This is a genomic window from Chryseobacterium indologenes, assembly GCF_002025665.1.
Classification (GTDB): Bacteria; Bacteroidota; Bacteroidia; order Flavobacteriales; family Weeksellaceae; genus Chryseobacterium; species Chryseobacterium metallicongregator.
Genome location: NZ_CP018786.1, coordinates 3,879,427 through 3,905,229, shown reverse-complemented (window position 1 = coordinate 3,905,229; position 25,803 = coordinate 3,879,427). Strand labels below are relative to the sequence as shown.

Here is a 25,803-nt window from a genome sequence, read left to right as displayed (position 1 = left end):
TTAGGTTTTTAAAAATTAAATTCTTTTAAAATTCACGAATTATGAAAGTCAATTTCTTTTGATAGGCTGAATATTGTATTAATATTGTTTTCACCAATTCGGAACGCTAAATATAATAAAATATGAAAAATTTTTACAGAATGTCAATGAAAATATTGACGGCTTGTCTTTTCCTGAAATTTGGTTTTGCAGAGGCGCAGCTTACTGTAATAGGTTTGGGAAATTATAACGTAGGGGCAGTATCGGATAATGGAGTCGTAAGCATGCATACAAGTGCAGGAGGAATATATAAATGGAACGCAGCGGGAGGTCTTGTACAGATTGGTTCTATATCAAACGGTTATCCGGCTGCTGGTAGAACTGTTGTTTCGAATGACGGAACTAAAATTTCGTCCTCGATAACAAATGCAGCAACAGGATTTAATGAAATATCAACCTACGATGTAGCTACTTCCACTTGGGTAAACAGAGGTGGGCTTGTTCCTACTGGATGGGATGGCAGTGTGAGTTCAACCTGGGGCATGACTACCAATGGAAGTACGATCGTAGGTTTAGGGTTTCTTACTGCTGCGAACGCACACGCTGTGAAATGGGATGCGGTAAGCGGAATAATAGATTTAGGAAGTATGGTTCCCGGACGCAGCTCCAGAGCAAATGCAATCAATGCTGCAGGAACAGTAATTGTAGGTTGGCAGGATGAGCCAACCGGAACAAGAAGTGGGGCAAAATGGCAGGATGGAGTAGAAAGTTTTATTACAGATAATAATGGGAATAATGTAGGGGAAGCAGGAGGAATTTCTGCAGACGGAAATACAATCATAGGCTCAGCAAATCCTAATCCTTATGTCTGGAATGCGGTAAGTGGACTTACTTATATAACCCATCCTAATGCTTCTTTCAGCTTCAAAGGAGGAGCAACAGGAATTTCTGCTGATGGAAAAAAAGTAATTGGATATTACAGAGCATTTGGAGCACCTCCTATGTCAGGGGAAGGCTTTATCTGGACCTTTGCTACCGGAAGAATTAATCTGAATGATTATGCAGCATCTTTAGGAATTGCAACCAATGGAGTCACGATGGGGCTTCCTTTAGCAATTTCACAGGACGGAAAGAAAATTGCCGGATCAGGGACGAATGCTTCAGGTCAGATAATTGCTTTTTATCTGGATACTTCTGAATTCTTATCGGTGAATGATGCTGTAAAAGAGAAAAACAATATGGGGATCTATCCTAATCCTGTGACTGATATTCTATATTTTAAAGGAAAAGGAAAAATAGAGAAAGCTGAAATTTATAATATGGTTGGACAAAAGGTAAAATCATTTGATCATGTAGAAGAGCAGATTGATGTTTCATCCCTGTCAAAAGGAGGTTATATTTTGCAATATTCTGTAAAAGGAGTACAACAGGAGGCTTATAAATTTATAAAAAAATAACATATATAAATAGTAAAGTAGTGGGATGAATGGCTGTTTTCAATATTGAAAGCGGCCGTTCTTTTTTGTTATAGATCAAAAAAGATAATGTTTTTAAGGAAAAGCCTGATTTTTGGCAAATACATATAAAAAACTATCTTTGCAAAAATTTTGGTTTCCAGTATTTTGGAATGAAAAGGGAATCGGGTGTAACTCCCGGACTGTCCCCGCAACTGTAAATCGCAACTCAAGTTTCTGCAAAAAGCCACTGTTTAATAACGGGAAGGAGCAGAATGCGAAAGTCAGGAGACCTGCCGGAATTATAATTAAAAAACATATTGCTTTCGGAGGAAAAGTAAAAAAGTATGGATATAAAAAGATCTTTAGTACTGCTTTTTTCATCGTATGGCTGTTTTCTTTTTGGACAAGAGAAGGCCATCGATACTGTTTATGTCTTCGACAATCAGATGAATAGGGTGAAACTTTTTCATCCCGTAAAAATAATTTCAGCAGAAGATGCTGAGAAAAACTCCAGTAATCTTTCTGAACTTCTGAGATTTCAGTCACAGGTTTTTATCAAAGAAAATGGCCGTGGTGCTGTTTCTTCACCTTCTTTCAGGGGAACTACTGCTCAGCAGACTGCTTTTGTATGGAATGGAATTAATATCAATTCCAATTTTCTGGGACAGGGAGATATCAATAATATTGCCTTGTTCGGATATGATCAGATTGGTGTAAAGGCTGGAGGAGGAAGTGTAATATACGGAAGTGGTGCTATTGGAGGAAGTATTCACCTGAATAATACGCTTGACTTTAATAAAGGTTTCCATGGTTCTTTATTTTCTGAAGTCGCTTCTTTTAATACTTATAATAATTTTATAAAAGGATCTTACAGCAATGATAGATTCAGTTTCAAAGCCTCCGGAAATTATTCTGTAAGTGAAAATGATTATAAAGTAAGTGACCTGAACTATATCAACAGAAACGGGAGTTATTACAATACAACATTTAATGTAGGAGCATCCTATAAAATTACAAACGATCATAAAGTTTCTTGGCAGAGCCAGTTTTTTGATTCTTCACAGCGTTTTCCCGTGTATGAAGAAACGGGAACAAAAACGAAATATAAAACTCAAAGTGTAAGAAGCCTTCTTTCCTGGGACTGGAACAAAACAAAGTTCAGTAATTCCCTTAAAGCAGCTTATACAGAAGAGAATTTTCAATTTTTCGGTTCGTTAAATCAACCTAAATCAAGTGGAGGAACCGGGAAAAATTATATCTTTAAAAATGATTTTAATTATTTCCTGAATTCAAAGTGGAATTTTAATATCATCGGAGAGTTTCAGGTTAATAAAGGAGAGGGATATCAAAACGGAATATCCAGCGTCAGCAGAAATATGGGTTCTGTTTCAGGATTATTAAGATATTTTGCAACCAAAAACCTTCGTTTTGAGGGTGGATTCAAGAAAGATTTTGTGGAAGATATAAATTCTCCGTTGATGTACTCATTCTCAGGGAAATGGAATGCTGCAAAATGGTATGATGTAAGCTTTAATGTGTCAAAAAATTTCAGATTTCCGTCCTTCAATGATGTTTATTATGAACCGGGAGGAAATAAAGATCTAAGACCGGAAACTTCTACTCAGTTAGATATGACGAATGAATTCAAAGTGGGAGATTTTAAACTTACTTTATCTCCATACTATATGAATGTGACAGATCTTATTGTCTGGCTTCCGACTGCTTTAGGGTACTGGCAGGCATACAATGTGAATAAATCTGAATCTTACGGATTGGAATCTCAACTGTCTTTTAGTAAACAGCTGGGGAACCATAAAATCCGTGCGAATGCAGGGTATTATTATGCAAAATCTATTGATAAAGAAACGAAGATGCAGAGACCTTACGTTCCTATGCACAGAGGCGCAGCCAATATAGATTACGAATATGGTTTCTTTAAATTTTTTGCCCAAGGACAGGTGAATGGTGTTACCTACACTACAAGTGACGAAAAAAGATCAGATGCCATAGATCCTTATTTTCTTTTAAATATGGGTGTTTCTGCAACTTTAGCAAAAAAATATACCTTAGGATTCAAAGTGAATAATCTAACGAATACATACTACAAAACAGTTTCTTTCTATCCTTTGCCCAAAAGAAACTATAGTGTGTATGCCGCAATAAATTTTTAAAAATTAAAATTGAGTAAATATGAAAATAACTAAACTTTTAACTGTATTATTTGCAGTAGTGTTATTGTTTAACATTTCTTCATGTACAAGCAGTTCTGATGAAATTGAAGTTTCTCCGATCACTTATCAGAACGGATATTTTATCTCTAATGAAGGAAACTATAACAGTCAGGGAGCTAAGGTAACATTTGTGACAAGAAATTTAAGCCTGAAGCAAGACGATGTATATGGTTATAACAACAACAAAGAGATTCTGGGTGATGTTCTTCAGACTATTGGTCTTAACGAAAACAAAGCTTATCTTGTATTGAATAACTCTAATAAAATTGTTGTAGTAGACCGTTATACATTTAAGAAATTAGGGGTAATTACGGCTCAGCTAGATAATCCAAGAGGAATTACTTTTGCTAACAACTTCATCTATGTTGCAAATACCAACTTTACTGCGAATACAAAGAGCGTTACAAAATATAAAGCTTCTGACTATTCATTTGTAAGTAAAATCAATATGACTGAAGTTTCTGATAAAACAGTAGAGGCAGGTGGAAACGTTTTCGTACAGAATGCTTCATCAGGGTATGGAAATAAGATTACTTATATCAATACTTCTAATGATGCTAAAACTGAAATTACAGTTCCAAATGGTCAGATCGGAAATACGGTATCATACAAATCTAATGTTTATACAATTTCTTCAACAGCTACAGATTCTTATATCTATAAAATTTCAAGTACCGGAGTTATTACACCAGTAATTACGCTAACAGGAATTCCTAGTGCTACAAATCTTCAGATAGATAACGATAAAATCTACTTCAGCTCTGCAAATAAAGTATATACAACGAGTTTAGCTATACCTGCAATTCCTGCAACTCCATTATTAACAGCTGCAGATGGTGGCCCTTACTTTACACTATACGGATTTAATGTTATTGATGGAAGGATTTTTGCATCAGACGTTAAGCAGTTCACACAGGATAGTGAAATGGTAGTATATTCAGCAGTTACAGGTGCTCAGATCAGTTCTTTTAAAACAGGAGGTATCGGTACTAATGGAACATTCCTGAACCCGTAATACTTTACAACATATAAAAAATAATTTTTTATTTTTTCATCATTTGTGTTTTTTTCCGGCCGGTTTCGAAGAAACCGGCCGGCTTTGTTTCCTAAGGAAACAAAAAACCGGCGGGATGGAACATCCCGCCGGTTTTTATTTTATATCAATTGAATTATAGGGTTAAACCTAATTTTTCAGCTTCTGCGATCACAAATTTTGTAGCTTCCTCTTTTTCATTAGGAATTTCACCTTCAAGAATAGCTTCTTTCACTTTTTCTTTTAGGATTCCGATTTCACGGCCTGGCTTAAGGTTAAACATTACCATAATCTCTTCACCGGTAATTGGGGGTTGAAAGTTTCTTACCTGATCTTTTTCTTCCACTTCTTTGATCTTTACCGCTACATATTCAAAGTTTCTTTTGAATTTCTCCTGTTTCTTAGAGTTTTTAGTGGTAATGTCTGCCTTGCAAAGAGTGAAAAGATCTTCAAGATTTTCTCCGGCATCAAATAAAAGTCTTCTCAATGCAGAATCTGAAGCATCATCCGTGATCAGCGCGATAGGTCTTGATGAAAGTTTCACCATCTTCTGAACATATTTCATGTCACTTCCCAAAGGCAGTTTTAATCTTTGGAAAAGTGTTTTTACCATTTTTGAACCCAAAAATTCATGTCCGTGAAATGTCCATCCTGTTCCTTCTACAAACTTTTTTGTTGGAGCCTTTCCAATATCATGGAGAAGGGCAGACCAACGAAGCCAAAGATTGTCAGTATTCACAGAAATATTGTCTACAACTTCTAAAGTATGATAAAAATTATCTTTGTGAGTTTGTCCCTCCACTTCTTCCACTCCTTTCAGTTCTATCAGTTCAGGAATAATCAGCTTCATAAGGCCGGTTTGCTCCATCAGCCTCAGTCCGATAGACGGTTTTTCAGAAAGCATGATTTTATTGAATTCTACCATGATTCTTTCCATAGAGACAATCTTAATTCTTTCTGCTTCCTGCTGGATTGCTTTCAAAGAATTTTCCTCAATTTTAAAATTTAAAGTTGAAGCAAAACGCACCGCTCTCATCATTCTCAATGGATCATCAGAATAAGTTTGTGCAGGTTCTAACGGTGTTCTTAAAATTCCTTTTTCAAGATCTTCGATTCCATTGAACGGATCAATAAGCTCTCCGAAATTATCTTTATTTAAAGATATAGCCATCGCGTTGATGGTAAAATCTCTTCTTTTCTGGTCATCTTCCAGACTTCCGCCTTCCACTTCCGGCTTTCGGCTGTTTTCTGTATAGCTTTCCTTTCTTGCTCCCACAAATTCAAGCTCAAGTTCTTTATACTTGATCATCGCTGTTCCATACGTTTTGAATATGGAAACTTTTAATTTAGGATCTATATCCTGAGCTACATTTTGAGCAAGCTCAATACCACTTTGCTCCGTTACAAAGTCGATATCCGTAGACGCTTTTCTGTTCATCAGAAGGTCCCGTACATAACCGCCCACAATATATACGGACTGGTTATTCCTTTCTGCTGCTTCAGAAATGATTTTAAATAGTTTTAAATTCTTATTTTGATTAAGATTAATTTTCATCGTTAATAATAGTGACAATTTCTACGTATGTTCCCCATTAGTCATAATGAGCATACATTTTACTAATTTTTCCGTCTTCATTAAAAAACATGACTTCAACAGCATGTTTATCCATAATCGACTTATAAAATAATGCTACTGAATCTACTCCTGCTGTGGAACGTACCAGATCAAAATGAAGGTCCGGAAACTTATCCAATGCCTTTCTCCAATATTCACGAACGGCCTCTTTTCCTTTTAAAGAGCTTTCTTTACCGCCAGTAGCCAGTGCGATCATTGGAGTTGTAATCTCAATATCATCCGAATAATGGGAAAGTATATTCTCTAAATCATGAGAATTCCACGCATTGATCCATATTTGAGCAAATTCGTGATGATTCATAACAAATAGTTTATGAGTTGAGTTTGCAAAGATAGAATTAAAAAAAAGAAATCCTGCCGATATGAACTGACAAGACTCTAAAAAATAAACATAAAAGTTCAGAATTCTTATTCCCTGAGAATTTTTATTCTGTTGTCATTCCATATTTTGATTACGGATGAGCCTGAGTATTTTGAAACCTTTTCTCTGTCTTCCTCCACAGCGTAATCTACAAGGCTGATCATCTCTTCAGAAATATCAGAGAATTTTAGCGGACTTTTTTCACCACTGAAATTGGCAGAAGTAGATACTAAAGGTTTGTTCAGTTTTGTAATCAGTTTTTTACAGAAATCATTTTTTACCAATCGGATTCCGATGCTTCCATCTTCTGCAAGAAGTTCTTTAGGCAAACCTCTTGGGTTTTCATAAACGATTGTTACTGGTTTTTCGCTAAGATCAATAATTTCCCAGGCCATTTCAGGAACATCTACCAATTCCTGAAGTCTTTTCTCAGACTCCACAAGGATGATCATGGATTTATTTTTTTCGCGCTTTTTGATGTCAAAAATTTTATTGACTGCTTCTATATTGGTAGCATCACAACCAATTCCCCAGATGGTATCTGTAGGATAAAGGATTGTTCCGCCAGACTTTAATATTTCGATAATATGTTCCATAATTGTATATGAGTTCAAAGAGGGGATAAAGGTAGAAAATATAAGAATTTTAGGCAAATGATGAATATGTAAATGTGGGAATGTTTATAGGTTTTGGCTAGAGCCAATGGAATGGTATATAATATGAAAACGTGCTAAAGCCTGTTCCTATTGATGTTTTTATAATGTAGTTAGAATAATGCAATAAATTATTAGAGATTCACTATCCTATTCAATAGAAATGGGCTTTAGCCCATTTAAATAAAAGAAACAAATCCTTCGGCTTTAGCCAAAACCTGCTTAGTTTTTAAAATTATATCTTTCAATAAATTCCCAATATTCCTTATCAAAGCTTTTTTTCTGATGATGCTTTTCCTGATTTTTAATATAATTTCTTACGCTATCTATCATAGACTCAGAAACTGATACCGCAAAATATTCATCCTGCCATGAGAATTTTCCTAAGGTAAGTTGATTCTTATTGATCCAATGAGAAGATTCACCTTTTAATAATTGTACAATTTTTTCTATATTCTGATCAGATCCCAGAGAAATAAGACAATGACAATGATCCGAATGTCCATTGATCATATCTAAAAAGATTCCTTTTTCTGTTGCATATTCTTTAATATGCTTCCAGACCTTGAGACGTATGTCGAATGTATTAAGAAAGGGATCTCTGTTTCTTGTAGAGAAGACAAGATGAATGTAGATTTTGATAAAAGCCATTTGTGTTGTTTTATCAAAAATACTACTTATTTAATAAGTTTTGGCTAAAGCCAATGGAAGAAAGGTATATATTATGAAAACGGGCTAAAGCCCGTTCCTATTGATATTCTTACAATATTATTAAATGAGATAATGTGATGAATTACTAGAGTTGTTAAGCTATTCAATAGAAATGGGCTTTAGGCCATTTAAATAAAAAAAAATCCTTTGGCTTTAGCCAGAACCTATAATAATTCAAACTCATTTTTGAATTATTACATCCATCCCAATTTCGATAAATACCTTTCCTCAATAATATTCAGGTGGTGATAATTATGTCCCACGATCAGTTTTCCGATGGTTTCTACAGAAATTTCATGGCCATTGGCTGTACCTGTATTCTGTAAAGCAGAAGGTTGAAGGGTTTCTAATAGAATCTGAGAAGATTTTCTTACCAGCTTGTATTCTTCCAGAAGGGATTCGATGGTTCTTTCACTTGCAAAAGATCGGTTTGCATATTCATCTTCGTCGAAGCCCGGAAGATTGTTTTTCTCTCCTCTGGCAAAAGCTAATATTCTGTACTGGAAAACTCTTTCTGTATCAGATAAGTGGAGGAGAAGACCTTTCAAAGTCCATTTTCCTTCTGCATAAGCGAAATTAGACTGTTCTTCAGTAAGGTTGGAATAAATTCCGATGGTTTTGTCTGCTGATATCTGCAGTTCGTTGATCCAGTTTCCAGATGGAATCTGATCTAAATATCTTTGGATGTATTTTTGAAATTCGGTCATATCATTTTTTTGTTTTTGGAGTACGGTTTTTCTAGTTTCTAGATTTTGAGATTCGGAATGGTGAATGGAATGTATAAATTACTTATTACCCATTGCTAATGATTAGTCCACTCGTAGAAATTCACAGAGTCATACAGCTCAAAGCCACAGGCTGGATAGAGTTGATTTCCGATATCATTGCTTTTTCCTGTTTCTAAAAGAATACCACAAGCTTTTGATGAACGGCAGAGTTCTTTGGATTGTTCGATCAGTGCTTTAGAATAACCTTTTCCTCTATGGTTTTCATTAACATACAGATCGTTCAGCAGCCAGTAACGTTGCATTCTTGTAGATGAAAAAATAGGATATAATTGTACGAAACCTGTCAATAAACCACTTTCTTCCGCAACAAAAATTTCAGAATCTTTGTTTTCTAGTCTTTCAGAAAGAAAATTTGTTGCTGCAGGAACATCCGATGTTTTATGATAAAATATCCTGTACTGATCAAATAATTCTGCGAGTTGTGGCAGGTCGGAAATAACTGCTTTTCTTGTATTTTTCATAGGTAATTTCACGATTATAAAAAAATGAGAAAGATTAGATAATCCTTCTCATTTTTTGTATGGTTTATTAAGAAAAAGCTTTCTCTAAATCTGCAATAAGATCTTCAGCATCTTCAATACCTACGCTTAAACGAACAAGGTCATCTGTGATTCCTAATTCAGCACGTTTTTCTGCCGGAATTGAAGCGTGTGTCATCAGAGCAGGGTGGTTAGCCAAAGATTCAACTCCTCCTAAAGATTCTGCAAGGGTGAATACTCTTACTTTCTCTAAGAATTTAATTGCATCTTCTTTCTTTCCGGATTTGAAAGTGAAAGAAACCATTCCTCCGGATTCCTTCATCTGAGATTTTGCCAATTCATACTGTGGGTGAGATTCCAATCCTGGATAAATTACTTTATCTACTGCTGGATGAGTCTCCAAATATTTTGCTACTGCAAGACCATTGTCTGAATGTCTCTGCATTCTTAATGCAAGTGTTTTGATTCCTCTCAATACAAGGTAAGAATCATGAGGTCCTAAAATACCACCACTTGCAAACTGAATGAAGTGAAGTTTATCTCCCAGTTCAGCATCTTTAGCAATAAGCGCTCCGGCAATCACATCAGAGTGTCCGCCTAAATACTTGGTTGCAGAGTGCATTACGATGTCAGCTCCAAGATCAATAGGTCTCTGGATATAAGGAGTTGCAAAAGTATTGTCTACTGCTACTAAAATATCTTTCCCTTTAGCAATGTCTACAACAGCTTTGATATCAACTAACTTCATCAATGGGTTAGTTGGTGTTTCTACCCAGATCAGCTTGGTTTTATCTGTGATAACACCAGCAATTTTAGAAACATCATCAAAATTCACAAACGTGAACTTCAGCTGATATTTTTCGAAAAGTCTTGTAAACATTCTGTAAGTACCTCCGTAAAGATCATCTACAGCAATCACTTCATCACCTGGATTTAATAATTTCAAAACACAGTCGATAGCAGCAAGACCAGAACCGAAAGCTAAACCTCTCGCTCCGTTTTCAATACTTGCCAAAGAATCTTCCAATGCCTGTCTTGTAGGGTTGGCTGCTCTTGAATATTCATATCCGGAATGTACTCCCGGGCTTTTCTGTGCAAATGTAGAGGTCAAAAATACAGGTACATTTACAGAACCTGTTGCAGACTCGTGGTGCTGCCCTCCGTGAATTACTTTTGTATTAAAATTCATAATTTTTTGCTTTAGGCTTGAACATTAAGCATATTCGTTTATGTTCATTGTTTTTTATTAAAATTTGCTCTAGCTGAGTACAAAAAGCTTACCGCTTACTGCCTGCAGCTTACCGCAATTATATTTTTTTACTTAATAGCAGATTTTACCGCAAATTCTTCTGCGATTTCTTCCATCCACTGTGCCACATCCTCTTCACCTGTCGCTCTCTGGTATGTGCTTCCTAAAGATATTAAAATCTGGTGGATAAACATCTTCATTTGATCTACCGGCATTTCTTTGGTCCAAAGATCAATTCTTAACGCTTCTCTTGTTTTATCATCCCAAACAGAAATCATAGTAGCTTTGGTATCTTGTTTGTCAATACCTCCATCCTGAGCGTTCCATGTAATGTTTTCCGGTACGTGATTTTCATCAAGCTCTACATCTATCGTAATCTGAGTCTTTCTCATAACTTTCTTTTGTTTCTAATTTCGTGCAAAGTTAATACTTCTTCAGCTTATCCAAGGCTTCTACAAAATTATCTTCATCAGGAAATGGACTATTAAAGTTAAATATTTTACCTTCAGGATCTATAATGATAAATCTTGGTATAGATTGTATTTTATATCTATTCATGAACTGCTCAGCATTTACAAGCCAGAACTGCGGGATACTTGATGTTTTTGTTTTTAAATAATTGGTCCATTTAGACTGTTCTTCATCCAAACTGATAGAAATAAACTGGATATTATCATAATATCTGTACTGATAACTTCTTGACTCAAATACAGGGCGAATCTGCTTGCAGGGCCCACACCAGGTAGCCCAAAAATCTATTACCACATATTTTCCCTTATATTTTGAAAGTTTTTGGGTAATCCCTTTGTCATTAAGAAGAGTAATATCCGGAAAAACGGACCCCTTTTGAGATCTGTTAATCTCGTCAAGCTTTGTATAAAGAGCTTTTTTATAATCACCATTCGATATCTTACCGATTTCACTATCAAAAAGTTTATTTCTTGTGATACTATCCGTTTGTAACTCTATAGATTTTGTTAAATGTTTTGACAATAGCTGATCTTTAGAGATTCCTTTTGGCATTTGGTCAATTTTTACAAAAAGAATACTGTCCGGATTGGAAACCTGTTCTTTATCAGATAATAGCTGATCCAGTTTATATTGCAGATAATTATCATTCTTACTTAAAAGCTGACCCGGTTTCTGGATATTTTCATTAAGTTCTTTCAGGAAAGAAGCAGGTGGAGCAAACCTGGAGTCTGTCAAAGAAGTCATTTTCCTATAATTATTGATCTCATTAAGATATTGAATTGCCATCAGTTGTCTTCTGTGCTGTTTGTAGTCCTCTGAAAGAGCATTGTTTCCGGGATCGGCAAACACATTGAGGATTCTTTTGTTTTCTTTCCAATCAGATTCAGCCACATCATAAAATTTAACCGGATCATTAGTATAATTCTGCTTTTCCAGCGCATACTGGAATTCATATCCAAAAGAATTTTCATTGTTCTTATACACCTGATCAGCTTTTCTGTTAGACTGCACATAGGATAGTAGGTTGGTTGTATTCAGTTTAATATCAAAATTGAACCAATCACCATTTGCCATGATGAAATTGATTTTTTTATTTCCGATTTCCAGAATATATTCGTCTAAAGGAAGGGCTTGTGTGGTCAACCAGCTGAATGTATTATTTTTAACGATGGCTGCTCCAATTTTTTTGTGGAAATCTTTAGAATAAATTCTTACAGAATCTATTTTGAGGTCCGTTTCCAATTTTCCTTTAATAACGACTCCCGTTCCATCGCTGTGATAAGGTTTGGGTTTTTGGAAAATATAAAGAAGTCCGGAGCCAATAATCAAGGCTGCCAATGAAATGAATATCTGTTTTTTATTTTTCAGGAATGCATTTTTAAAACCTTTCTTACTGTACCAGAAATACCCAAGAATAAAAAAGATGATCATCCAGAAAAGACTCATGTATTCAGAATGAGAAATAAAACTGTTCAGGTTTTTTATTTCGGGCGCATTCCAAAAAGTATACAACGAGCTATAAGGATTGAAAAAATAAGCCTGCTTCTGTACAAGGGAAGTAATATTGGACGCCAGTCCCAGAGATCCTATGAGAAATGACCAGATAAATCCCTGGAAAGCAACTGAAACACAAAGCTGAAGAGCAGCAATTCCTAAAATGGTAACAAGGATTCTGATAAAGGTTTTCACCATCCAGACAATGTCAAAAGTCATGAGCTTGGCAGGATCAGGATGTATATAATAGTCTGCCAGAGCTAAAATGATATTAAATCCAAAATAAGAAACGATGCATAAAAAGCTTAAAAATAGTAAGATAATGTATTTTGATGTGTATAATTGAAGCCTGCTTACCGGTTGTGTTTCCATCAGCTGCCAACCGTTATTTTTATGATCAGTTTGTGCTATTCTGTTAGCGGCGATGATTACGAATAACAGTAAAATAAAAAAGGTAAAATACTTAATGGCTTCTCCACCAATTGCATCTTCAAATATCGAATACTTTAGTGTTCCTTCTATGACAAGGCTCTTCTTAAAAAATCCCGGAATAAAGTTAACAAGTGGGATTAAAGCTCCCAAAATAATGGCAATATAGGTTAATCCTAATCCTTTTGTTTTTAGCCATTCTGTGCCGATGGCTGTCATTAATTTTTTCATCCGTATTTAATTTTTTGTGATTTCCATAAACCAGTCTTCAAGACCTGCATTATTTTTAATTTCAAAAATCTCAGCATTATTCAGAACCAGCTTTTTGATAAGGCTTGCAATATTTTCTTTCGATTCTGCAGTGATTTCTATGGTATGATCATTAATGATTTCAGGAGAATAGCTTTCCGGAATTTCAGTTATAAACTGAGAAGCGTTATGGATTCCTATTCTGATATGGTTGTATCTGTAAAGTTCATTGAGATCCTGTATACTTCCTGTAAAACGGATCTCACCATGAGAAATAATAGCCAGATGTGTAATCATTTTTTCAACTTCCTGAAGCAAATGACTTGAAATAAAAATTGTGACTCCATCCTCTTGGTTGAGTTTGATCAATAATTCCCGCATTTCCAGCATTCCGTTAGGATCCAGCCCGTTTACAGGCTCATCAAGAATTAGAAGATCCGGATTTCCCAGCAAAGTCATGGCAATTGAGAGTCTTTGCTTCATTCCCAGGGAATATTTCTTCATTTTCATTTTTCTGCTGTCCCAAAGACCAACCAGATGTAAAACCCGTTCGCATTCAGACTCAGGTAAATTTCGGAGTCTGGAAATAATAATAAGATTATCCCAACCTGAAAGGTGATCATAAAATGCTGCAGTATCAATGAGACTACCGATTTTCTGGAATCCTTCAGGATACAGATTGGATAAGTCTTTGTCAAAAATACGGATGGCATTGTTGTCATCAGGAATGCTGCCGATAAGCATTTTCATGGTAGTAGATTTGCCGGCTCCATTGGCTCCTAGAAACCCAAAAATACTTCCTTTCGGAACCGAAAGATCAATATTCTTCAGGATAAGTTTATCACGGGTAAATCCGTAATTTAAATTTCGAATACTAATTAAATTTTCCATATGTATTTGATTTGTGTTGAAAATAAAAAAGACCCTTTGTTTTGTACAAAAGGTCTTATATAGGTATGTGATGTTATCTATTTCGTTACAGTAGGTTTATAACCAGATTGATTAAAAATGGTAGTGGCGTCCATTTTCAGGAACTCTGTTAACTTTGTTTCAGGCTTTTCTTTAAGATATGCCTTACAGATCTGCCATCCTGTAAAAATTCCGATTTGTGGTGAAGATTCGTTGTCGATCTCTGTATAAAATTTCGAGAATGGTCCAGGAGAAATAAAACGTTCTCCCAACCTTGGATCATCTCCGAAGATCAGATTACTTTCTACAAAATAGTTCCAGATATTCGCTTCATTACTTGTTGCCCAATCGTATTGCTTTTGAGTATAGTTCATTTTCAGATAATTAGGAACATCAGGAAGAAAAGCATCCTGAAGAATCATTACTTTTCCGTTCAGAATAATCTGATCAATAAATTTCTGGTGATCAGGAGATTCCGTAACAATGTTTTCAGCAAAAAGCTGCGATACTTTTGGAACAATATTTTGTGGGTTCATCGACTTCTGGAAATACAGTTCCAAGCCTTTATAATTAGGATTTCCATCTCCCATAAAACCGGTGACATCTATAAATAACAGATTACCTTTCTGGTCATAGAATATCGGATCCTGAACCATCTGTAAGGCAGATGAAAACAGATATACTTTTGGGGTTTTAAACTGTGGGAAGTAATATTTGATATGTGAAAATAAACTCTGAAGTTCCTTTTGAAGCTTTGCCTGATCTATTTTCCCAATCGCTTCCTTATAGATTTTTATTTCTTCAGTATCTGCTCTTCTTTTTCCAAAATCGGCATCAGAAACACTACCCTGAAACCAGGGAAATTGAGCTTTAAACTGATCCAATGGAATATTCGGATTATAGAATTCTTTGGAAATATCCGTGATGTCAACTTTTTCGGCAGTTTGTTTAACTTCTACCTTCCATTGATTTTCAGGTTCTTTTTTGCAGGAAATAAGTCCGGCAGCTAAAAGAGAAGAAAGTGCAATATATCTAAAAATCTTCATTATTTTTACATAGAATTTAAGTTGACAAAAATAAGGATTAAATACACAATTCATGATGAAAATTAAAATATTTACAGTTATCTTTATTATTTTGGGACTTTCTTTTTTCTTTGGACAAAAGCTTGAGTTTAAAGACAAAAATTTTGAAAAAGTAGTATTGGGAAATTTTGATCTGAATAAAAACGGAATACTTGAATCCCAGGAAGCCGGAATGGTTACCAATCTCTTCCTTGTTCAGAAAGGAATTACTTCCACAGAAGACCTGCACCTTTTCAAAAATGTGAAAATGATTGTTCTGGATGATAATGTGATTTCCAATATCGTGGTAAATAATATGGATCAGCTTGAACTGTTTTCGTGCACAGGATGCAAAATCTCTTCATTCAAAACGGAAAATCTTAAAAACCTAACCTCATTATATCTGGATAATAATCTGCTGGAAAGTATTTCGCTGTCAGGAATTCCAAAAATTGATCAATTAACATTATCTTTAAATCAATTAAAAACAATAGACTTGACTCAGTTTAAAAGATTAAGAAAACTGAACTTAGAACATAATAAACTTCAAAAAATTGATATTTCCGGTAATCCTTTCTTACAAACCTTAAATGTAGCTGGGAATACAATAAAAGACTCGGATATCAAAAAAGGAACAAAAACAGAGGCGACCATTTTTGGAGTTGGAGAATAAAAACTAATGATTATGAAAATAGAAACAGAACGACTGATTTTAAGAAAACTCGAAGATCAAGATTTTGAACGTATATTTCTGCTGGACTCCAATCCTGAAGTCATGAAATATATTGGCGTTCCGGTTTTGACAGATGTTAATGAATCAAAAAATGTTATCAGTATGATTCAGAAGCAGTATGAGGAAAATGGAGTTGGAAGGCTTGGTGTAGTGGAAAAAGAAAGCGGACTTTTGATAGGATGGAGCGGATTAAAATTATTGACTCATGAAACGAATGGTTACAAAAATGTATTGGAACTGGGGTATCGTTTCCTTCCGGAATCATGGGGAAAAGGATATGCTGTAGAATCAGGAAAAGCTTCTCTGAATTATGGCTTTAATGATTTAAATGCAGAAGCTATTTATGCCTATGCACATTCTGAACATGATGCCTCCAATCATATTTTAAGAAAATTAGGATTTGAAAAAACCGGTGAGTTTGAAGAACCGGACGGAATTTGCTTCTGGTATGAGCTGAAGCGTGAAAAATACAGTAAAAAATGATAACAATACGACAGGAAGAAAAAAAAGATCATCAACAGGTCTTTCAGCTTACGGAAGAAGCTTTCAGGGAAATGGAACACAGTGATCATCAGGAACAGTTTCTGGTAGAAAAGTTGAGAAAATCTGAAGCCTTTGTTCCGGAATTATCGTTGGTTGCAGAAGTTGAAACCGGAGAAATTGCCGGACATATTCTGTTTACAAAAATTACTATTGAAGGTGATGGACAATCTTTTCCATCGCTTGCATTAGCGCCTGTTTCCGTAAAGCCTGAATTTCAGAATAAGGGAGTCGGAGCCAAACTTATTCTTGAAGGACATCGTATAGCAAAAGAACTGGGATATGAATCTGTAATTCTTCTCGGACATGAAAGTTATTATCCGCGCTTTGGTTACAAAAAAACAAGTAATTTTGGGGTTTCTTTTCCATTCGATATTCCGGAAGAAAACGGAATGGCTGTAGAATTGGTAAAAGATGGATTAAAAAATAAAAAAGGAGTGGTGAAATACTCTCAGGAATTTGGAATAGACTAAAAAAAGATAAACGATGCAGACACAAAAAGTGATAGATCATATTGTAAGCTGGTTAAAAGATTATGCAGCAAAAGCAAGAGTAAATGGATATGTAATTGGGGTTTCCGGAGGAGTAGATTCCGGGGTAGTTTCTACACTGGCAGCAATGACCGGGCTGAAAACATTACTGATAGAAATGCCCATCCGTCAGAAAGCAGATCAGGTAGGTCGTGCTCTGGATCATATGAATGACCTTAAAGCCAGATTCTCTAATGTAGAAATCATGTCAGTAGATTTGACACCTGCTTTTGAGGAACTTTACAAAACTTTTGATGTAAATGATGACCTTTACCCTAATGAAAAATTAGCTTTTGCCAATACAAGAGCCCGTCTGAGAATGCTTACTCTGTATTATTACGGACAGCTGAACGGACTTCTGGTTTGCGGAACAGGAAATAAAGTGGAAGATTTCGGGATTGGTTTTTATACAAAGTATGGTGACGGAGGAGTAGATGTTTCTCCAATTGCAGACCTTTATAAAACAGAGGTATATGAACTAGCCAAAGGACTTAATTTAATCAAAAGTATTCAGGAAGCCATTCCTACGGATGGACTTTGGGATGTAGACAGAACAGATGAGCAGCAGATTGGAGCTACTTATCCGGAACTGGAAAAAATACAGAAAGAATACGGAACTAAAACAGCCGATGATTATGAAGGTAGAGATAAAGAAGTGTTCCTGATCTTTGACAGAATGCATAAGGCAGCGAAACATAAAATGGATCCTATTCCGGTTTGTGATATTCCTGAAGAGTGGAGAGCTTAAAATATTGTTACATTAAATAATAACTATGAACGGTAAAATAAGATCTGTTTTTTTTATATGTCTGGGGCTTCTTTTCGGAATGTCTGTGATGTATGTCTACAGGAACTTTATTGAAGATAAAAAAGATAAGTCAGGTTCTGCAAAAAAAGAAACGGTGAGTTATGGAAGTACTTCTCCGGAGGGGAATTCATCTGCTCAGATTTCTATAGATGAGCTTACAGAAGAGAAAACGGTAATCAGCTATGTAAAGCAAAATCATAAGCTTCCGGATTATTATATCACTAAAAATGAAGCAAGAAAACAGGGCTGGAATCCTTCTAAAGGAAATCTTTGCGATGTACTTCCCGGAAAAGCTATTGGTGGTGATAAATTCGGAAACAGGGAAGGACGTTTGCCGGATGGAGAACGATACTTTGAAGCAGATGTAAACTATCATTGTGGTGGAAGAAATGCTGATCGTATCATTTACACTCAAAATGGAGACGTATATCTTACCAAAAACCATTATAAGAGCTTTGAAAAACAGTAAATAGTAGATTATAGTCATTGCAAGGAATGGAGTGACGAAGCAATCTCAAAAAAATAATCACAGGTGAAAGCAGGTTTTGTCTATATCATGACGAATAAAAATCTTACAACTCTTTATACAGGAGTTACCTCAAATCTGCCCAAATGTGTTCAACAGCATAAAGAGTCCTGTTATTCTCAAAGTTTTACCTCAAGATATAATTTATATCTACTCGTGTGGGAGTCCTTTCAGGAAATAGGTGATGCTATATGTAGAGAAAAACAAATAAAAGCAGGTTCCAGACAAAAGAAACTGGATTTGATCAATAGTATGAATTCTGATTGGAAAGATCTTGCAGACGATGTTGAAAATATTATGGATGTTTTCTGAGATTGCTTCGTCGCGGAGCTCCTCGCAATGACAGGAAGTATAATTTGCATTGTAATTATTATAAATCTTAATTTTGAAAAATTATAGCTTTTTTTACCTTCCCATTCTTTTGATTCTGACATACTCATGTTCAGAAAAGAAAGATACAATAAAGGAAAAGGCAGAAAAACCAGCCGTAACAATCCTCATACAGCCGTTTAAAGATATTAAACCGGAAACTGTAGCAAAAGTGACTGAAGGAATAAAAAACGTATATCCGAACGTAAAAGTTCTGGCAGCGATAGACTTTCCTGAAAATACTTATTATAAAGAGAGAAACCGGTATAGAGCCGATTCAATTATTAAATTTTTGAATAAAGAAACAAAAGAAGGCTTTGTTACCATTGGTCTTACAGCAAAGGATATCAGTGCTACAAGAGGAAAGATAAAAGATTTCGGAATCATGGGGTTGGGGTATAGGCCAGGAAAAGCTTGCGTGGCTTCAAATTTCAGACTGAGCAAAGAAAACCGGGATGAGCAGTTTTACAAAATAGCCATTCATGAGCTTGGTCATACACAAGGGCTGCCACATTGCCTGGAAAAAATGTGTTTTATGAGAGATGCAGAAGGTAAGAATCCAACCAATGAAGAAACGGATTTCTGCAAGAAATGCAAAACTTTTTTAATTAATAAAAATTGGAAATTTAGTTCAATATGAAGACAGTATATATAGATTTTACAGACATAGGTGACTATGAAGATTTTTACGCCCAGCTAAAGGAGAAAATTCAGCTTCCTGAGCAGTTTGGTGATAATCTTGATGCACTTTTTGATACCATTACCGGTGATCTGGAAATGCCACTCCATTTAGAATTCGTTAACATGACTGTAGATCAGCTTGAGATTTTTGAAGACTTGCTGACCACGCTGGAAGATGCGGAAGAAGAGGTTGAAGACTTCAGCTTTAGCTACTATCTTGAGCAGTATGAAGATGAAGACGATGAGGATGTAGAATCTGAAGAAGAATAATGAAAAAGCTGTTTCAACGTATGAAACAGCTTTTTTTATGCTGATCCTTATTCTATAGCATTCAAATCTTTATTCTTTAACATAGAAACCTAACAGGTTTCTTATCTTAATTTAACTGTAGCATTTATTTAGGACTAGTCAATGTGAAGTTTTTGCTTCACAACCTGTCAAGGTTTCAAACTTGGGCAGGGTTTAAAAATCAAGTCTTACTTTGGTTACAAAAACGTAGAATCAAAATAAAAAGGAAGCAGATCCTTCACAGCATGCACTTTTACAACCTCTTCATTCATACTTGAAAAATAAAGGTCGATATTTTCATTCTGCTTGGTTTCGTACTCTATTAAACTCTGACGGCATGCTCCACAAGGAGGAATCGGTGGGTTTTTCTCATGAAATTCTTTAGGTCCACCCACTACGAAGATCTTTTTTATTTTCACATCCGGAAAATTGGCAGCGACCCAAAAAACAGTCGTTCTTTCTGCACAGAGCCCGGACGGATAGGCTGCATTCTCCTGGTTGTTTCCAGAATAGATTTCTCCGTTTTCCAATAATACGGAACATCCTACCAAAAATTGAGAATAAGGTGCATAAGCATTCTCACGAGCCTCTTTGGCTCTTTCAAATAATTGTTTTTCTATATCGCTCAGTTTACTGCTATTTTTAAAATATTCGTAACCGATCTGTATGTCTTTTTTCATATATTGTCAACTAAAAAAGGGGGGTAAAATTAGTTCTTTTTAATGAAGTGGGCAATATTTTATTCTCCTGAGAAAAAGTTCAATTTTTTTAAGAGCAAAAATGTTATATACACCAATAAAATTCAGGAATATAGAGTTGAAAAACAGATGGGTCATGTCGCCTATGTGCATGTATTCCTGTGAAAACGGAGAAGCAAACGACTTCCATTTTGTGCACTACGGAAGCAGATCTCAGGGCGGTACCGGTCTTTTGATTGTAGAAGCTACTGGAGTAGAGCCCAAAGGAAGAATTACCAATCACTGCATGGGAATCTGGAATGATGGACAGGCAGAGAAATTGCAGAAAATTGTTGAATTTGTACATAAAAATTCAGAAAGCAAAATAGGAATTCAGCTGGCTCATGCCGGAAGAAAAGGGTCAACATGGAATAATATACAGATTTCTGTGGAAGAAGGCTGGGAAACTGTTGCTCCAAGCCCTATTCCTTATCACCCTACAGAACGAATTCCGCATGTACTGAGTATAGATGAGGTAAAGGAAATTGTTCAGAATTTTAAAAAAGCAGCCCGAAGAGCCGTAAAAGCAGGTTTTGATGTCATTGAAATTCACGGCGCTCACGGATATCTGATCCATCAGTTTTTGTCGCCACTTTCCAATATCAGAACAGATGAATATGGAGGCAGTTTTGAAAACAGAATCAGATTTCTGATCGAAATTGTAGATGCTGTAAACGAAGAACTGGATGAAAATACAGCCCTTTTTGTAAGAATTTCAGGAACGGAATATGCTGACAATGGCTGGGATATTCATAGCAGCGTAGAACTGGCAAAAATTTTAAAAGAACATTCCGTAGATCTTGTAGATGTATCCAGTGGTGGAAATATTCATGGAGCAAAAATTTCGGTTTTCGATGGCTATCAGGTTCCTTTTTCATCACAGATAAGAAATGAAGCTGAAGTGAAAACAGGAGCGGTAGGTTTGATTACCAGCGTGCAACAGGCTGAGGAAATCCTTGATAAAGGTGATGCTGATCTAATCTTTGTAGCAAGAGAGATTCTGAGAAATCCTTATATTGCTGTTCAGGGATCTTTTGAAATGAAACAAGACTGTTTCTTTCCTCACCAGTATACCAGAGCCAAAATCTCTACTTAATGACCCAAATAATCTGTAAAAACAACAGAAATGGATATCAATGATTTTATGCTTACCTGTCCCAGTAAAAAGTTTTTAGGAATTGAATGTCTGGGCTGTGGTGCGCAGAGAGCAATCGTATTGGTATTTGAAGGGAAATTTTCAGAAGCTTTTCAAATGTATCCGGCTGTATACACCTTATTGTTATTCTTTTTGATCCTTGGCGTGAGTTTTATCGATAAAAAAAGAAAATACGGTAATATTTTAATGATTTTAGTGATCGTTAATCTTATTATTATGGTAGTTGGGTATATATATAAACATTATTAACTATAAAATTATAAGGGTTTAAGTGTTTGGTTGTGAGTGTTATTTTGTATTTTATCCTTCTGCCCTGTATTGATTAATGGTCGCTTGTGTAGAAAAATTTTAATATAAAATATAATTTTTTAGATTAAAATTCCTGTATTGTTTTATTGGGTAGAATTTTAAAATGTCGTAGAACTACTACAATTTATGAAACAGTGCCCTAAAAACTTTTTAAATTAGAACATGAAGTCTATCTTTGTTATATAAATCCTATATCAGGGAACAGTCGTTAATGATTAAAATTTAAGAATATGGCAGGAAATTCAAGAGGAATCTTAAAATTCAATGGAGGTGAAGGTCAGAAGTTATTAAAGCTTAACTATAGCGTATCAAGATCTACAGATGTATCAGGACGTGTAGCATCTGATCCGTCCAATGCATTGATCAAAGTAACAATTGAAGCAACAGAAAAATCTGATGTTTTAGAAAGTTTATTAAACAGTAAATATAAACCTACCAGCGGAGAAATCAACTTTAATAAATCTCACGAAGAAGGAACATTGATCTCTTTGAAGTGGGAAAACGGATATGTAATCCAGCATGAAGTAGACTTTGATGCTATTGATAGTAATAATATGCTGATCAGCTTTGTAATAAGTGCTGAAAGCATTACCTATGGAAATTCATCTTATGACGGACTTTGGCCAATGAGCTAAGTCTTTCATGAGTAAGAAATAAAAGACTGTCCTTCATAAGACGGTCTTTTTTTACCTAAGACTATATTCTGCAGGATCTTTTGTTTTTATTTTTAAACTCTCTTTCTGTTGAATAATCGTTTAGAAAACTAATCAAATCACTAAAAATATGTCAAATACACCTGGAAACTCACAAGCGACGTCTTTTCGTCCGACGCAGAATGCAGATGGTATTTCTGAAAACCATCACACAGGTATTAACCGTCTGGTAAAACTCTCTCTTGTCATAGAAGGGAAAATTATCAAGTACTATAAGCATTTCAAGCTTAAGCAAAGTACCAGAAGGCATCACGAATTTACGCTGACACTGGCACACGATACTCTGGGAGACAGACAGACCCATTCATTGGAAGAAGCCAATAAATTCCTTGGAAAACGACTTACAGCCGTTATTTCTTACAAAGATATTGACAACAGCCCGGAGAGAACTTTTGTAGGAGTAATTACCGGCGTGGGATTCAGTCAGGAACATATGAGTTTAGGAAATATTGTACTTACAGGTTACAGTCCTACCATCCTTCTTGACGGAGCACCGCATATCCAGAGTTTTGGAGGGAATCAATCTGTCAACGTAGGAATTATTGCTGAAGAAGTAATCAAACAGGGAATTGACAAAAGCCGATTTGATGTCAGAGTAGATGCCAATAACTTTTCTCAGATTATCTATAGCAGTCAGTATGATGAAACGCATTATAATTATCTGGCAAGAATAGCTGAAGCCTATGGTGAACAATTTTACTATGATGGTGAAGTTTTGCATTTCGGAAAACTTCCTGCTCAGAATAAACCTATTATTCTTACCTACGGAAGCAGTGCCAATGAAATAAAAGTTGAGCTGAAAGCTGTACATACGAAGCCACAATTCTACGGTTACAACAGTAACAAAAATGAAAGGCTGACTTCAGGTTCTACACCCATTAAGCATGTAAGTGATCTTGCAAAAACAGCATACAGTCATAACGAAACTATTTATAAGACTCCGGCTTTACAGATGGCTCCCATCAAAGCCACTACCCACTTAGATGTGGAATACTCTCAGAAAAGTGCATCTGGAAGTGAAGCCGTAAATGTTTTTTCTATTTCAGGAAATACAACAGTTCCTTTCCTGCATCCAGGTTGCGTAGCAGATGTCCAGATGCGTAAACAGGATTCTAATGAAACCTCGTATTTTACAAGGATTATGATTACTGAGGCAGAACATGAAATTGATACTATTGGTCATTACAAAGGAAGTTTTGTAGGAATAGCTGCAGATACAGGGTTTCTTCCAAAACCGGAATATACCATTCCGAAGGCAGAGCCACAGACTGCCACCGTAATTTCCAATACAGATCCGGAAGGACAAGGAAGAATACAGGTAAGATTTGACTGGCAGACCAATGATACCACTCACTTTATCCGTATGATGAGCCCTGATGCAGGAGGAACGGATCAGATTACCCAAAACCGTGGTTATGTAGCCATTCCGGAAGTTGGGGATCAGGTAATGGTTAATTTTGTACATAGTCATCCGGACAGACCTTTCGTAATGGGAGGAATGTTCCATGGAGGCATTGCTTTAGGAGGTGGTGTTAACAATCACCTGAAATCCATCCAGACCAGAAGCGGAATCAGGATTCTAATGAATGATGAAGAAGGAAGCGTAACCATTCTTGATCCAAGCGGAAATACCTATTACATGGACGGACAGGGGAATATCAGTATGAAGGCCCCTAAAAACTTTACTTTAAATGCTGGCGATAATATCAACATCACTGCAGGAAAAGAAATTTCGATAGGAGCAGGAGCAAGCATAACCAGTACTGCGAATGATAATATTGTTTCCATCGCAGGAAAAGATATGAAACTTACCGCTTCAGGAGACATCACGGAAGCTTCCGACACCAGAACGGAAATGATTGAAAAAGAATTCAAGAGACAATCTGAAACATCCAATGAAATTGCAGGGGAAATTTCCATGTTCAGCGAACTGGAAAATATGACCATGCAGAGCGGAAAGATTGTAGAATTCAACAGTGCTGAAAAATCAAAACTTTTCTGATATGGCGATCATCAAAACAGCAACCAATCTGCGCATAACAGTCAAAGATTCTTACCATCTGAGCGTAGGAAAAAAGGTTGAAAAAATAGCAAAGAAAATCAATGTGGAAGCACACAGAGATAATCTGGTTTTAGCAAGTAATAAGAAGATTATGTCCCATGGTCATAAGTAAATACAACCTGCTGATTCTTTTAATAGGGTGTTTTTCATTAACGAATTGTCAGAATAAAAAAATGGAAGAAAAATACAGTTGGCTGGGAACCGTTTCTGCACCGCAGGAATACCCGATGGAAGTGTATGAAGGAGCTATTGTTGCCGATGATTTTACTTACGGCTTTGATGCCATCTGGGGAACACAGAATACAGGATGGGGAAAAGAAGGAGGTACCATGAACGTCAATACCGAAAGAATGGATGTTCCGCATGAGTTGGAATTCACATGGTATTCTTTGGTAGAAAATAAATTCTACACCGGAAAATGGAATCTGGATAAAGAAAAGATTAAAAGTCTTTTTAATGAAGGATTTGTAGATCAGGATACAAAAAAGAAATCCACTTACAATTCCTTTGTTGTAGGATTAGCCCCACAAGGAAGAGTGGTGTTATGGATGAAAGGTCCCGGAAACCAGAAAGAAATAGGTGCTTTCCAGGCTCACGATACCGTAATTACCAAAGAAAAAGCCTACGATAATGCTCAGTATATGCTGAAAGAAGGTTTTGCCGACAGAATGCTTAAAGATCCTTCTTACAAGACATTCAAGCCGGAAGTTCGTGAGAAAATTGAAAAAGAAGGATATCCTGCTGCAGATGTTTACAACCTCTACAGAGAAAAATACAACTGGAAACCTGCTGTGATTCTTCCTGAAGCAGCCACATGGATTGATTTCGGTTTTACCAACTATAACGGAGAGCAGGAAAATCTTTTTGACCAGAGCTTAAAAGATAATACTTACAAAAGCAGAGCTGTTCCAAGATTCTGCGGTTTTTACTGGAAAGATAAAAACAACAACAGATATGCAGTTTGGATAGACGCTTTTGATGATAAAGAAATATTTGACTTGTTTCAGAAATCAGGAAAAGACAAAAACATTGATCTGACTATTAAAGTCAACGAAGATAATACCAAAGTTTTAGTGTCTTTAGAATCTGAAAAAGAAAAACTGGCCGTTACCAAAGCAAAAATCAGGGTATCCCGAAAGATAGAATAATCGCATTCAA

Annotated in this window: 29 protein-coding genes and 1 riboswitch; of the genes, 17 read left to right on the top strand and 12 right to left on the bottom strand. The window is 35.8% G+C overall.

What is annotated here, in order from left to right; all coding sequences use genetic code 11:
• Positions 1-122 precede the first annotated feature (122 nt).
• The 3 genes from BUE84_RS17635 (at position 123) to BUE84_RS17625 (ending at position 4,682) form a co-directional block, all read left to right on the top strand.
• The gene (locus BUE84_RS17635; RefSeq protein WP_079242828.1) at positions 123-1,436 is read left to right on the top strand and encodes a T9SS type A sorting domain-containing protein; all 1,314 of its coding nucleotides are present in this window, start codon (positions 123-125) and stop codon (positions 1,434-1,436) included.
• 134 nt (positions 1,437-1,570) lie between these two features.
• Positions 1,571-1,749: riboswitch (cobalamin riboswitch) on the top strand.
• Between the two features lie 31 nt (positions 1,750-1,780).
• A complete protein-coding gene (locus BUE84_RS17630) occupies positions 1,781-3,607 on the top strand; it encodes a TonB-dependent receptor plug domain-containing protein (RefSeq protein WP_079242827.1) in 1,827 nt (608 codons plus the stop codon).
• A 19-nt stretch (positions 3,608-3,626) separates the two neighbouring features.
• On the top strand, positions 3,627-4,682 hold the full coding sequence (locus BUE84_RS17625; protein WP_079242826.1) for a DUF5074 domain-containing protein: 1,056 nt from the start codon (positions 3,627-3,629) through the stop codon (positions 4,680-4,682).
• Between the two features lie 154 nt (positions 4,683-4,836).
• On the opposite strand, the gene BUE84_RS17620 is transcribed toward BUE84_RS17625, so the two are convergent.
• From BUE84_RS17620 to BUE84_RS17570, 11 genes are all read right to left on the bottom strand, one after another.
• Positions 4,837-6,255 carry a CCA tRNA nucleotidyltransferase gene (locus tag BUE84_RS17620; protein ID WP_079242825.1) on the bottom strand — a complete coding sequence of 473 codons (1,419 nt, stop codon included), beginning with the start codon at positions 6,253-6,255 and terminating at the stop codon, positions 4,837-4,839.
• Positions 6,256-6,292: 37 nt separating this feature from the next.
• Entirely contained in the window at positions 6,293-6,637 is a 345-nt protein-coding gene (locus BUE84_RS17615) for a nuclear transport factor 2 family protein (RefSeq protein WP_079242824.1), read from the bottom strand.
• A 107-nt stretch (positions 6,638-6,744) separates the two neighbouring features.
• Entirely contained in the window at positions 6,745-7,293 is a 549-nt protein-coding gene (locus tag BUE84_RS17610) for an L-threonylcarbamoyladenylate synthase (protein ID WP_079242823.1), read from the bottom strand.
• Between the two features lie 279 nt (positions 7,294-7,572).
• Positions 7,573-8,001 (bottom strand): IS200/IS605 family transposase, encoded by a 429-nt coding sequence (gene tnpA, locus BUE84_RS17605; protein ID WP_079242822.1) that lies wholly within the window; start codon positions 7,999-8,001, stop codon positions 7,573-7,575.
• A gap of 254 nt (positions 8,002-8,255) precedes the next feature.
• Entirely contained in the window at positions 8,256-8,768 is a 513-nt protein-coding gene (locus tag BUE84_RS17600) for a DinB family protein (protein ID WP_079242821.1), read from the bottom strand.
• Between the two features lie 95 nt (positions 8,769-8,863).
• A complete protein-coding gene (locus BUE84_RS17595; RefSeq protein ID WP_079242820.1) occupies positions 8,864-9,310 on the bottom strand; it encodes a GNAT family N-acetyltransferase in 447 nt (148 codons plus the stop codon).
• Between the two features lie 67 nt (positions 9,311-9,377).
• Positions 9,378-10,517: a cystathionine gamma-synthase gene (locus BUE84_RS17590; protein WP_079242819.1), complete on the bottom strand. Its 1,140-nt coding sequence runs from the start codon at positions 10,515-10,517 to the stop codon at positions 9,378-9,380.
• 128 nt (positions 10,518-10,645) lie between these two features.
• Positions 10,646-10,969, bottom strand: a complete 324-nt coding sequence (gene gldC, locus BUE84_RS17585) for a gliding motility protein GldC (RefSeq protein WP_034695059.1) — start codon at positions 10,967-10,969, stop codon at positions 10,646-10,648.
• Positions 10,970-11,000: 31 nt separating this feature from the next.
• Positions 11,001-13,202: a thioredoxin-like domain-containing protein gene (locus BUE84_RS17580; protein WP_079242818.1), complete on the bottom strand. Its 2,202-nt coding sequence runs from the start codon at positions 13,200-13,202 to the stop codon at positions 11,001-11,003.
• A 6-nt stretch (positions 13,203-13,208) separates the two neighbouring features.
• Positions 13,209-14,111 carry an ABC transporter ATP-binding protein gene (locus BUE84_RS17575; protein ID WP_079242817.1) on the bottom strand — a complete coding sequence of 301 codons (903 nt, stop codon included), beginning with the start codon at positions 14,109-14,111 and terminating at the stop codon, positions 13,209-13,211.
• Positions 14,112-14,188: 77 nt separating this feature from the next.
• Positions 14,189-15,175, bottom strand: a complete 987-nt coding sequence (locus BUE84_RS17570; protein WP_185116997.1) for a gliding motility protein GldB — start codon at positions 15,173-15,175, stop codon at positions 14,189-14,191.
• Between the two features lie 52 nt (positions 15,176-15,227).
• On the opposite strand from BUE84_RS17570, the gene BUE84_RS17565 reads away from it, so the two are divergent.
• From BUE84_RS17565 to BUE84_RS17530, 8 genes are all read left to right on the top strand, one after another.
• The gene (locus tag BUE84_RS17565; RefSeq protein WP_079242815.1) at positions 15,228-15,866 is read left to right on the top strand and encodes a leucine-rich repeat domain-containing protein; all 639 of its coding nucleotides are present in this window, start codon (positions 15,228-15,230) and stop codon (positions 15,864-15,866) included.
• Positions 15,867-15,878: 12 nt separating this feature from the next.
• Positions 15,879-16,409, top strand: coding sequence for a GNAT family N-acetyltransferase (locus BUE84_RS17560; RefSeq protein ID WP_238594286.1), 531 nt, complete (start codon positions 15,879-15,881; stop codon positions 16,407-16,409).
• Positions 16,406-16,939 carry a GNAT family N-acetyltransferase gene (locus BUE84_RS17555; protein WP_099049859.1) on the top strand — a complete coding sequence of 178 codons (534 nt, stop codon included), beginning with the start codon at positions 16,406-16,408 and terminating at the stop codon, positions 16,937-16,939. The genes BUE84_RS17560 and BUE84_RS17555 overlap by 4 nt, the downstream gene beginning before the upstream one ends.
• A 13-nt stretch (positions 16,940-16,952) precedes the next feature.
• The gene (gene nadE / locus BUE84_RS17550) at positions 16,953-17,744 is read left to right on the top strand and encodes an NAD(+) synthase (RefSeq protein ID WP_079242813.1); all 792 of its coding nucleotides are present in this window, start codon (positions 16,953-16,955) and stop codon (positions 17,742-17,744) included.
• A gap of 25 nt (positions 17,745-17,769) precedes the next feature.
• Positions 17,770-18,273, top strand: a complete 504-nt coding sequence (locus BUE84_RS17545) for a ribonuclease domain-containing protein (RefSeq protein ID WP_079242812.1) — start codon at positions 17,770-17,772, stop codon at positions 18,271-18,273.
• 63 nt (positions 18,274-18,336) lie between these two features.
• A complete protein-coding gene (locus BUE84_RS17540) occupies positions 18,337-18,642 on the top strand; it encodes a GIY-YIG nuclease family protein (RefSeq protein ID WP_099049858.1) in 306 nt (101 codons plus the stop codon).
• A gap of 73 nt (positions 18,643-18,715) precedes the next feature.
• Positions 18,716-19,339 (top strand): hypothetical protein, encoded by a 624-nt coding sequence (locus BUE84_RS17535; RefSeq protein ID WP_079242810.1) that lies wholly within the window; start codon positions 18,716-18,718, stop codon positions 19,337-19,339.
• A complete protein-coding gene (locus tag BUE84_RS17530) occupies positions 19,336-19,650 on the top strand; it encodes a barstar family protein (protein ID WP_079242809.1) in 315 nt (104 codons plus the stop codon). Before BUE84_RS17535 ends, BUE84_RS17530 begins: the two co-directional genes overlap by 4 nt.
• A 215-nt stretch (positions 19,651-19,865) precedes the next feature.
• On the opposite strand, the gene BUE84_RS17525 is transcribed toward BUE84_RS17530, so the two are convergent.
• The gene (locus BUE84_RS17525; RefSeq protein WP_079242808.1) at positions 19,866-20,348 is read right to left on the bottom strand and encodes a cytidine deaminase; all 483 of its coding nucleotides are present in this window, start codon (positions 20,346-20,348) and stop codon (positions 19,866-19,868) included.
• A 100-nt stretch (positions 20,349-20,448) separates the two neighbouring features.
• On the opposite strand from BUE84_RS17525, the gene namA reads away from it, so the two are divergent.
• From namA to BUE84_RS17500, 6 genes are all read left to right on the top strand, one after another.
• Positions 20,449-21,501, top strand: coding sequence for an NADPH dehydrogenase NamA (gene namA / locus BUE84_RS17520; protein ID WP_079242807.1), 1,053 nt, complete (start codon positions 20,449-20,451; stop codon positions 21,499-21,501).
• A 30-nt stretch (positions 21,502-21,531) separates the two neighbouring features.
• Positions 21,532-21,810 (top strand): DUF2752 domain-containing protein, encoded by a 279-nt coding sequence (locus BUE84_RS17515; RefSeq protein WP_079242806.1) that lies wholly within the window; start codon positions 21,532-21,534, stop codon positions 21,808-21,810.
• Between the two features lie 290 nt (positions 21,811-22,100).
• Positions 22,101-22,505, top strand: coding sequence for a type VI secretion system tube protein TssD (gene tssD, locus BUE84_RS17510; protein ID WP_034695070.1), 405 nt, complete (start codon positions 22,101-22,103; stop codon positions 22,503-22,505).
• 148 nt (positions 22,506-22,653) lie between these two features.
• Positions 22,654-24,585, top strand: coding sequence for a type VI secretion system Vgr family protein (locus BUE84_RS17505; protein ID WP_079242805.1), 1,932 nt, complete (start codon positions 22,654-22,656; stop codon positions 24,583-24,585).
• A 1-nt stretch (position 24,586) separates the two neighbouring features.
• Positions 24,587-24,757 (top strand): hypothetical protein, encoded by a 171-nt coding sequence (locus BUE84_RS24475; RefSeq protein ID WP_156106421.1) that lies wholly within the window; start codon positions 24,587-24,589, stop codon positions 24,755-24,757.
• Between the two features lie 61 nt (positions 24,758-24,818).
• Positions 24,819-25,793 carry a DUF2931 family protein gene (locus tag BUE84_RS17500; RefSeq protein WP_238594285.1) on the top strand — a complete coding sequence of 325 codons (975 nt, stop codon included), beginning with the start codon at positions 24,819-24,821 and terminating at the stop codon, positions 25,791-25,793.
• The last annotated feature ends 10 nt before the right edge of the window (positions 25,794-25,803 follow it).

What these genes read in the sequence shown, in the direction of transcription:
- BUE84_RS17635 (WP_079242828.1), top strand. Translation starts at nt 123, where the DNA reads ATGAAAAATTTTTACAGAATGTCAATGAAAATATTGACGGCTTGTCTT.
- BUE84_RS17630 (WP_079242827.1), top strand. Translation starts at nt 1,781, where the DNA reads ATGGATATAAAAAGATCTTTAGTACTGCTTTTTTCATCGTATGGCTGT.
- BUE84_RS17625 (WP_079242826.1), top strand. Translation starts at nt 3,627, where the DNA reads ATGAAAATAACTAAACTTTTAACTGTATTATTTGCAGTAGTGTTATTG.
- BUE84_RS17620 (WP_079242825.1), bottom strand. Translation starts at nt 6,255, where the DNA reads ATGAAAATTAATCTTAATCAAAATAAGAATTTAAAACTATTTAAAATC.
- BUE84_RS17615 (WP_079242824.1), bottom strand. Translation starts at nt 6,637, where the DNA reads ATGAATCATCACGAATTTGCTCAAATATGGATCAATGCGTGGAATTCT.
- BUE84_RS17610 (WP_079242823.1), bottom strand. Translation starts at nt 7,293, where the DNA reads ATGGAACATATTATCGAAATATTAAAGTCTGGCGGAACAATCCTTTAT.
- tnpA (WP_079242822.1), bottom strand. Translation starts at nt 8,001, where the DNA reads ATGGCTTTTATCAAAATCTACATTCATCTTGTCTTCTCTACAAGAAAC.
- BUE84_RS17600 (WP_079242821.1), bottom strand. Translation starts at nt 8,768, where the DNA reads ATGACCGAATTTCAAAAATACATCCAAAGATATTTAGATCAGATTCCA.
- BUE84_RS17595 (WP_079242820.1), bottom strand. Translation starts at nt 9,310, where the DNA reads ATGAAAAATACAAGAAAAGCAGTTATTTCCGACCTGCCACAACTCGCA.
- BUE84_RS17590 (WP_079242819.1), bottom strand. Translation starts at nt 10,517, where the DNA reads ATGAATTTTAATACAAAAGTAATTCACGGAGGGCAGCACCACGAGTCT.
- gldC (WP_034695059.1), bottom strand. Translation starts at nt 10,969, where the DNA reads ATGAGAAAGACTCAGATTACGATAGATGTAGAGCTTGATGAAAATCAC.
- BUE84_RS17580 (WP_079242818.1), bottom strand. Translation starts at nt 13,202, where the DNA reads ATGAAAAAATTAATGACAGCCATCGGCACAGAATGGCTAAAAACAAAA.
- BUE84_RS17575 (WP_079242817.1), bottom strand. Translation starts at nt 14,111, where the DNA reads ATGGAAAATTTAATTAGTATTCGAAATTTAAATTACGGATTTACCCGT.
- BUE84_RS17570 (WP_185116997.1), bottom strand. Translation starts at nt 15,175, where the DNA reads ATGAAGATTTTTAGATATATTGCACTTTCTTCTCTTTTAGCTGCCGGA.
- BUE84_RS17565 (WP_079242815.1), top strand. Translation starts at nt 15,228, where the DNA reads ATGATGAAAATTAAAATATTTACAGTTATCTTTATTATTTTGGGACTT.
- BUE84_RS17560 (WP_238594286.1), top strand. Translation starts at nt 15,879, where the DNA reads ATGAAAATAGAAACAGAACGACTGATTTTAAGAAAACTCGAAGATCAA.
- BUE84_RS17555 (WP_099049859.1), top strand. Translation starts at nt 16,406, where the DNA reads ATGATAACAATACGACAGGAAGAAAAAAAAGATCATCAACAGGTCTTT.
- nadE (WP_079242813.1), top strand. Translation starts at nt 16,953, where the DNA reads ATGCAGACACAAAAAGTGATAGATCATATTGTAAGCTGGTTAAAAGAT.
- BUE84_RS17545 (WP_079242812.1), top strand. Translation starts at nt 17,770, where the DNA reads ATGAACGGTAAAATAAGATCTGTTTTTTTTATATGTCTGGGGCTTCTT.
- BUE84_RS17530 (WP_079242809.1), top strand. Translation starts at nt 19,336, where the DNA reads ATGAAGACAGTATATATAGATTTTACAGACATAGGTGACTATGAAGAT.
- BUE84_RS17525 (WP_079242808.1), bottom strand. Translation starts at nt 20,348, where the DNA reads ATGAAAAAAGACATACAGATCGGTTACGAATATTTTAAAAATAGCAGT.
- namA (WP_079242807.1), top strand. Translation starts at nt 20,449, where the DNA reads ATGTTATATACACCAATAAAATTCAGGAATATAGAGTTGAAAAACAGA.
- BUE84_RS17515 (WP_079242806.1), top strand. Translation starts at nt 21,532, where the DNA reads ATGGATATCAATGATTTTATGCTTACCTGTCCCAGTAAAAAGTTTTTA.
- tssD (WP_034695070.1), top strand. Translation starts at nt 22,101, where the DNA reads ATGGCAGGAAATTCAAGAGGAATCTTAAAATTCAATGGAGGTGAAGGT.
- BUE84_RS17505 (WP_079242805.1), top strand. Translation starts at nt 22,654, where the DNA reads ATGTCAAATACACCTGGAAACTCACAAGCGACGTCTTTTCGTCCGACG.
- BUE84_RS24475 (WP_156106421.1), top strand. Translation starts at nt 24,587, where the DNA reads ATGGCGATCATCAAAACAGCAACCAATCTGCGCATAACAGTCAAAGAT.
- BUE84_RS17500 (WP_238594285.1), top strand. Translation starts at nt 24,819, where the DNA reads ATGGAAGAAAAATACAGTTGGCTGGGAACCGTTTCTGCACCGCAGGAA.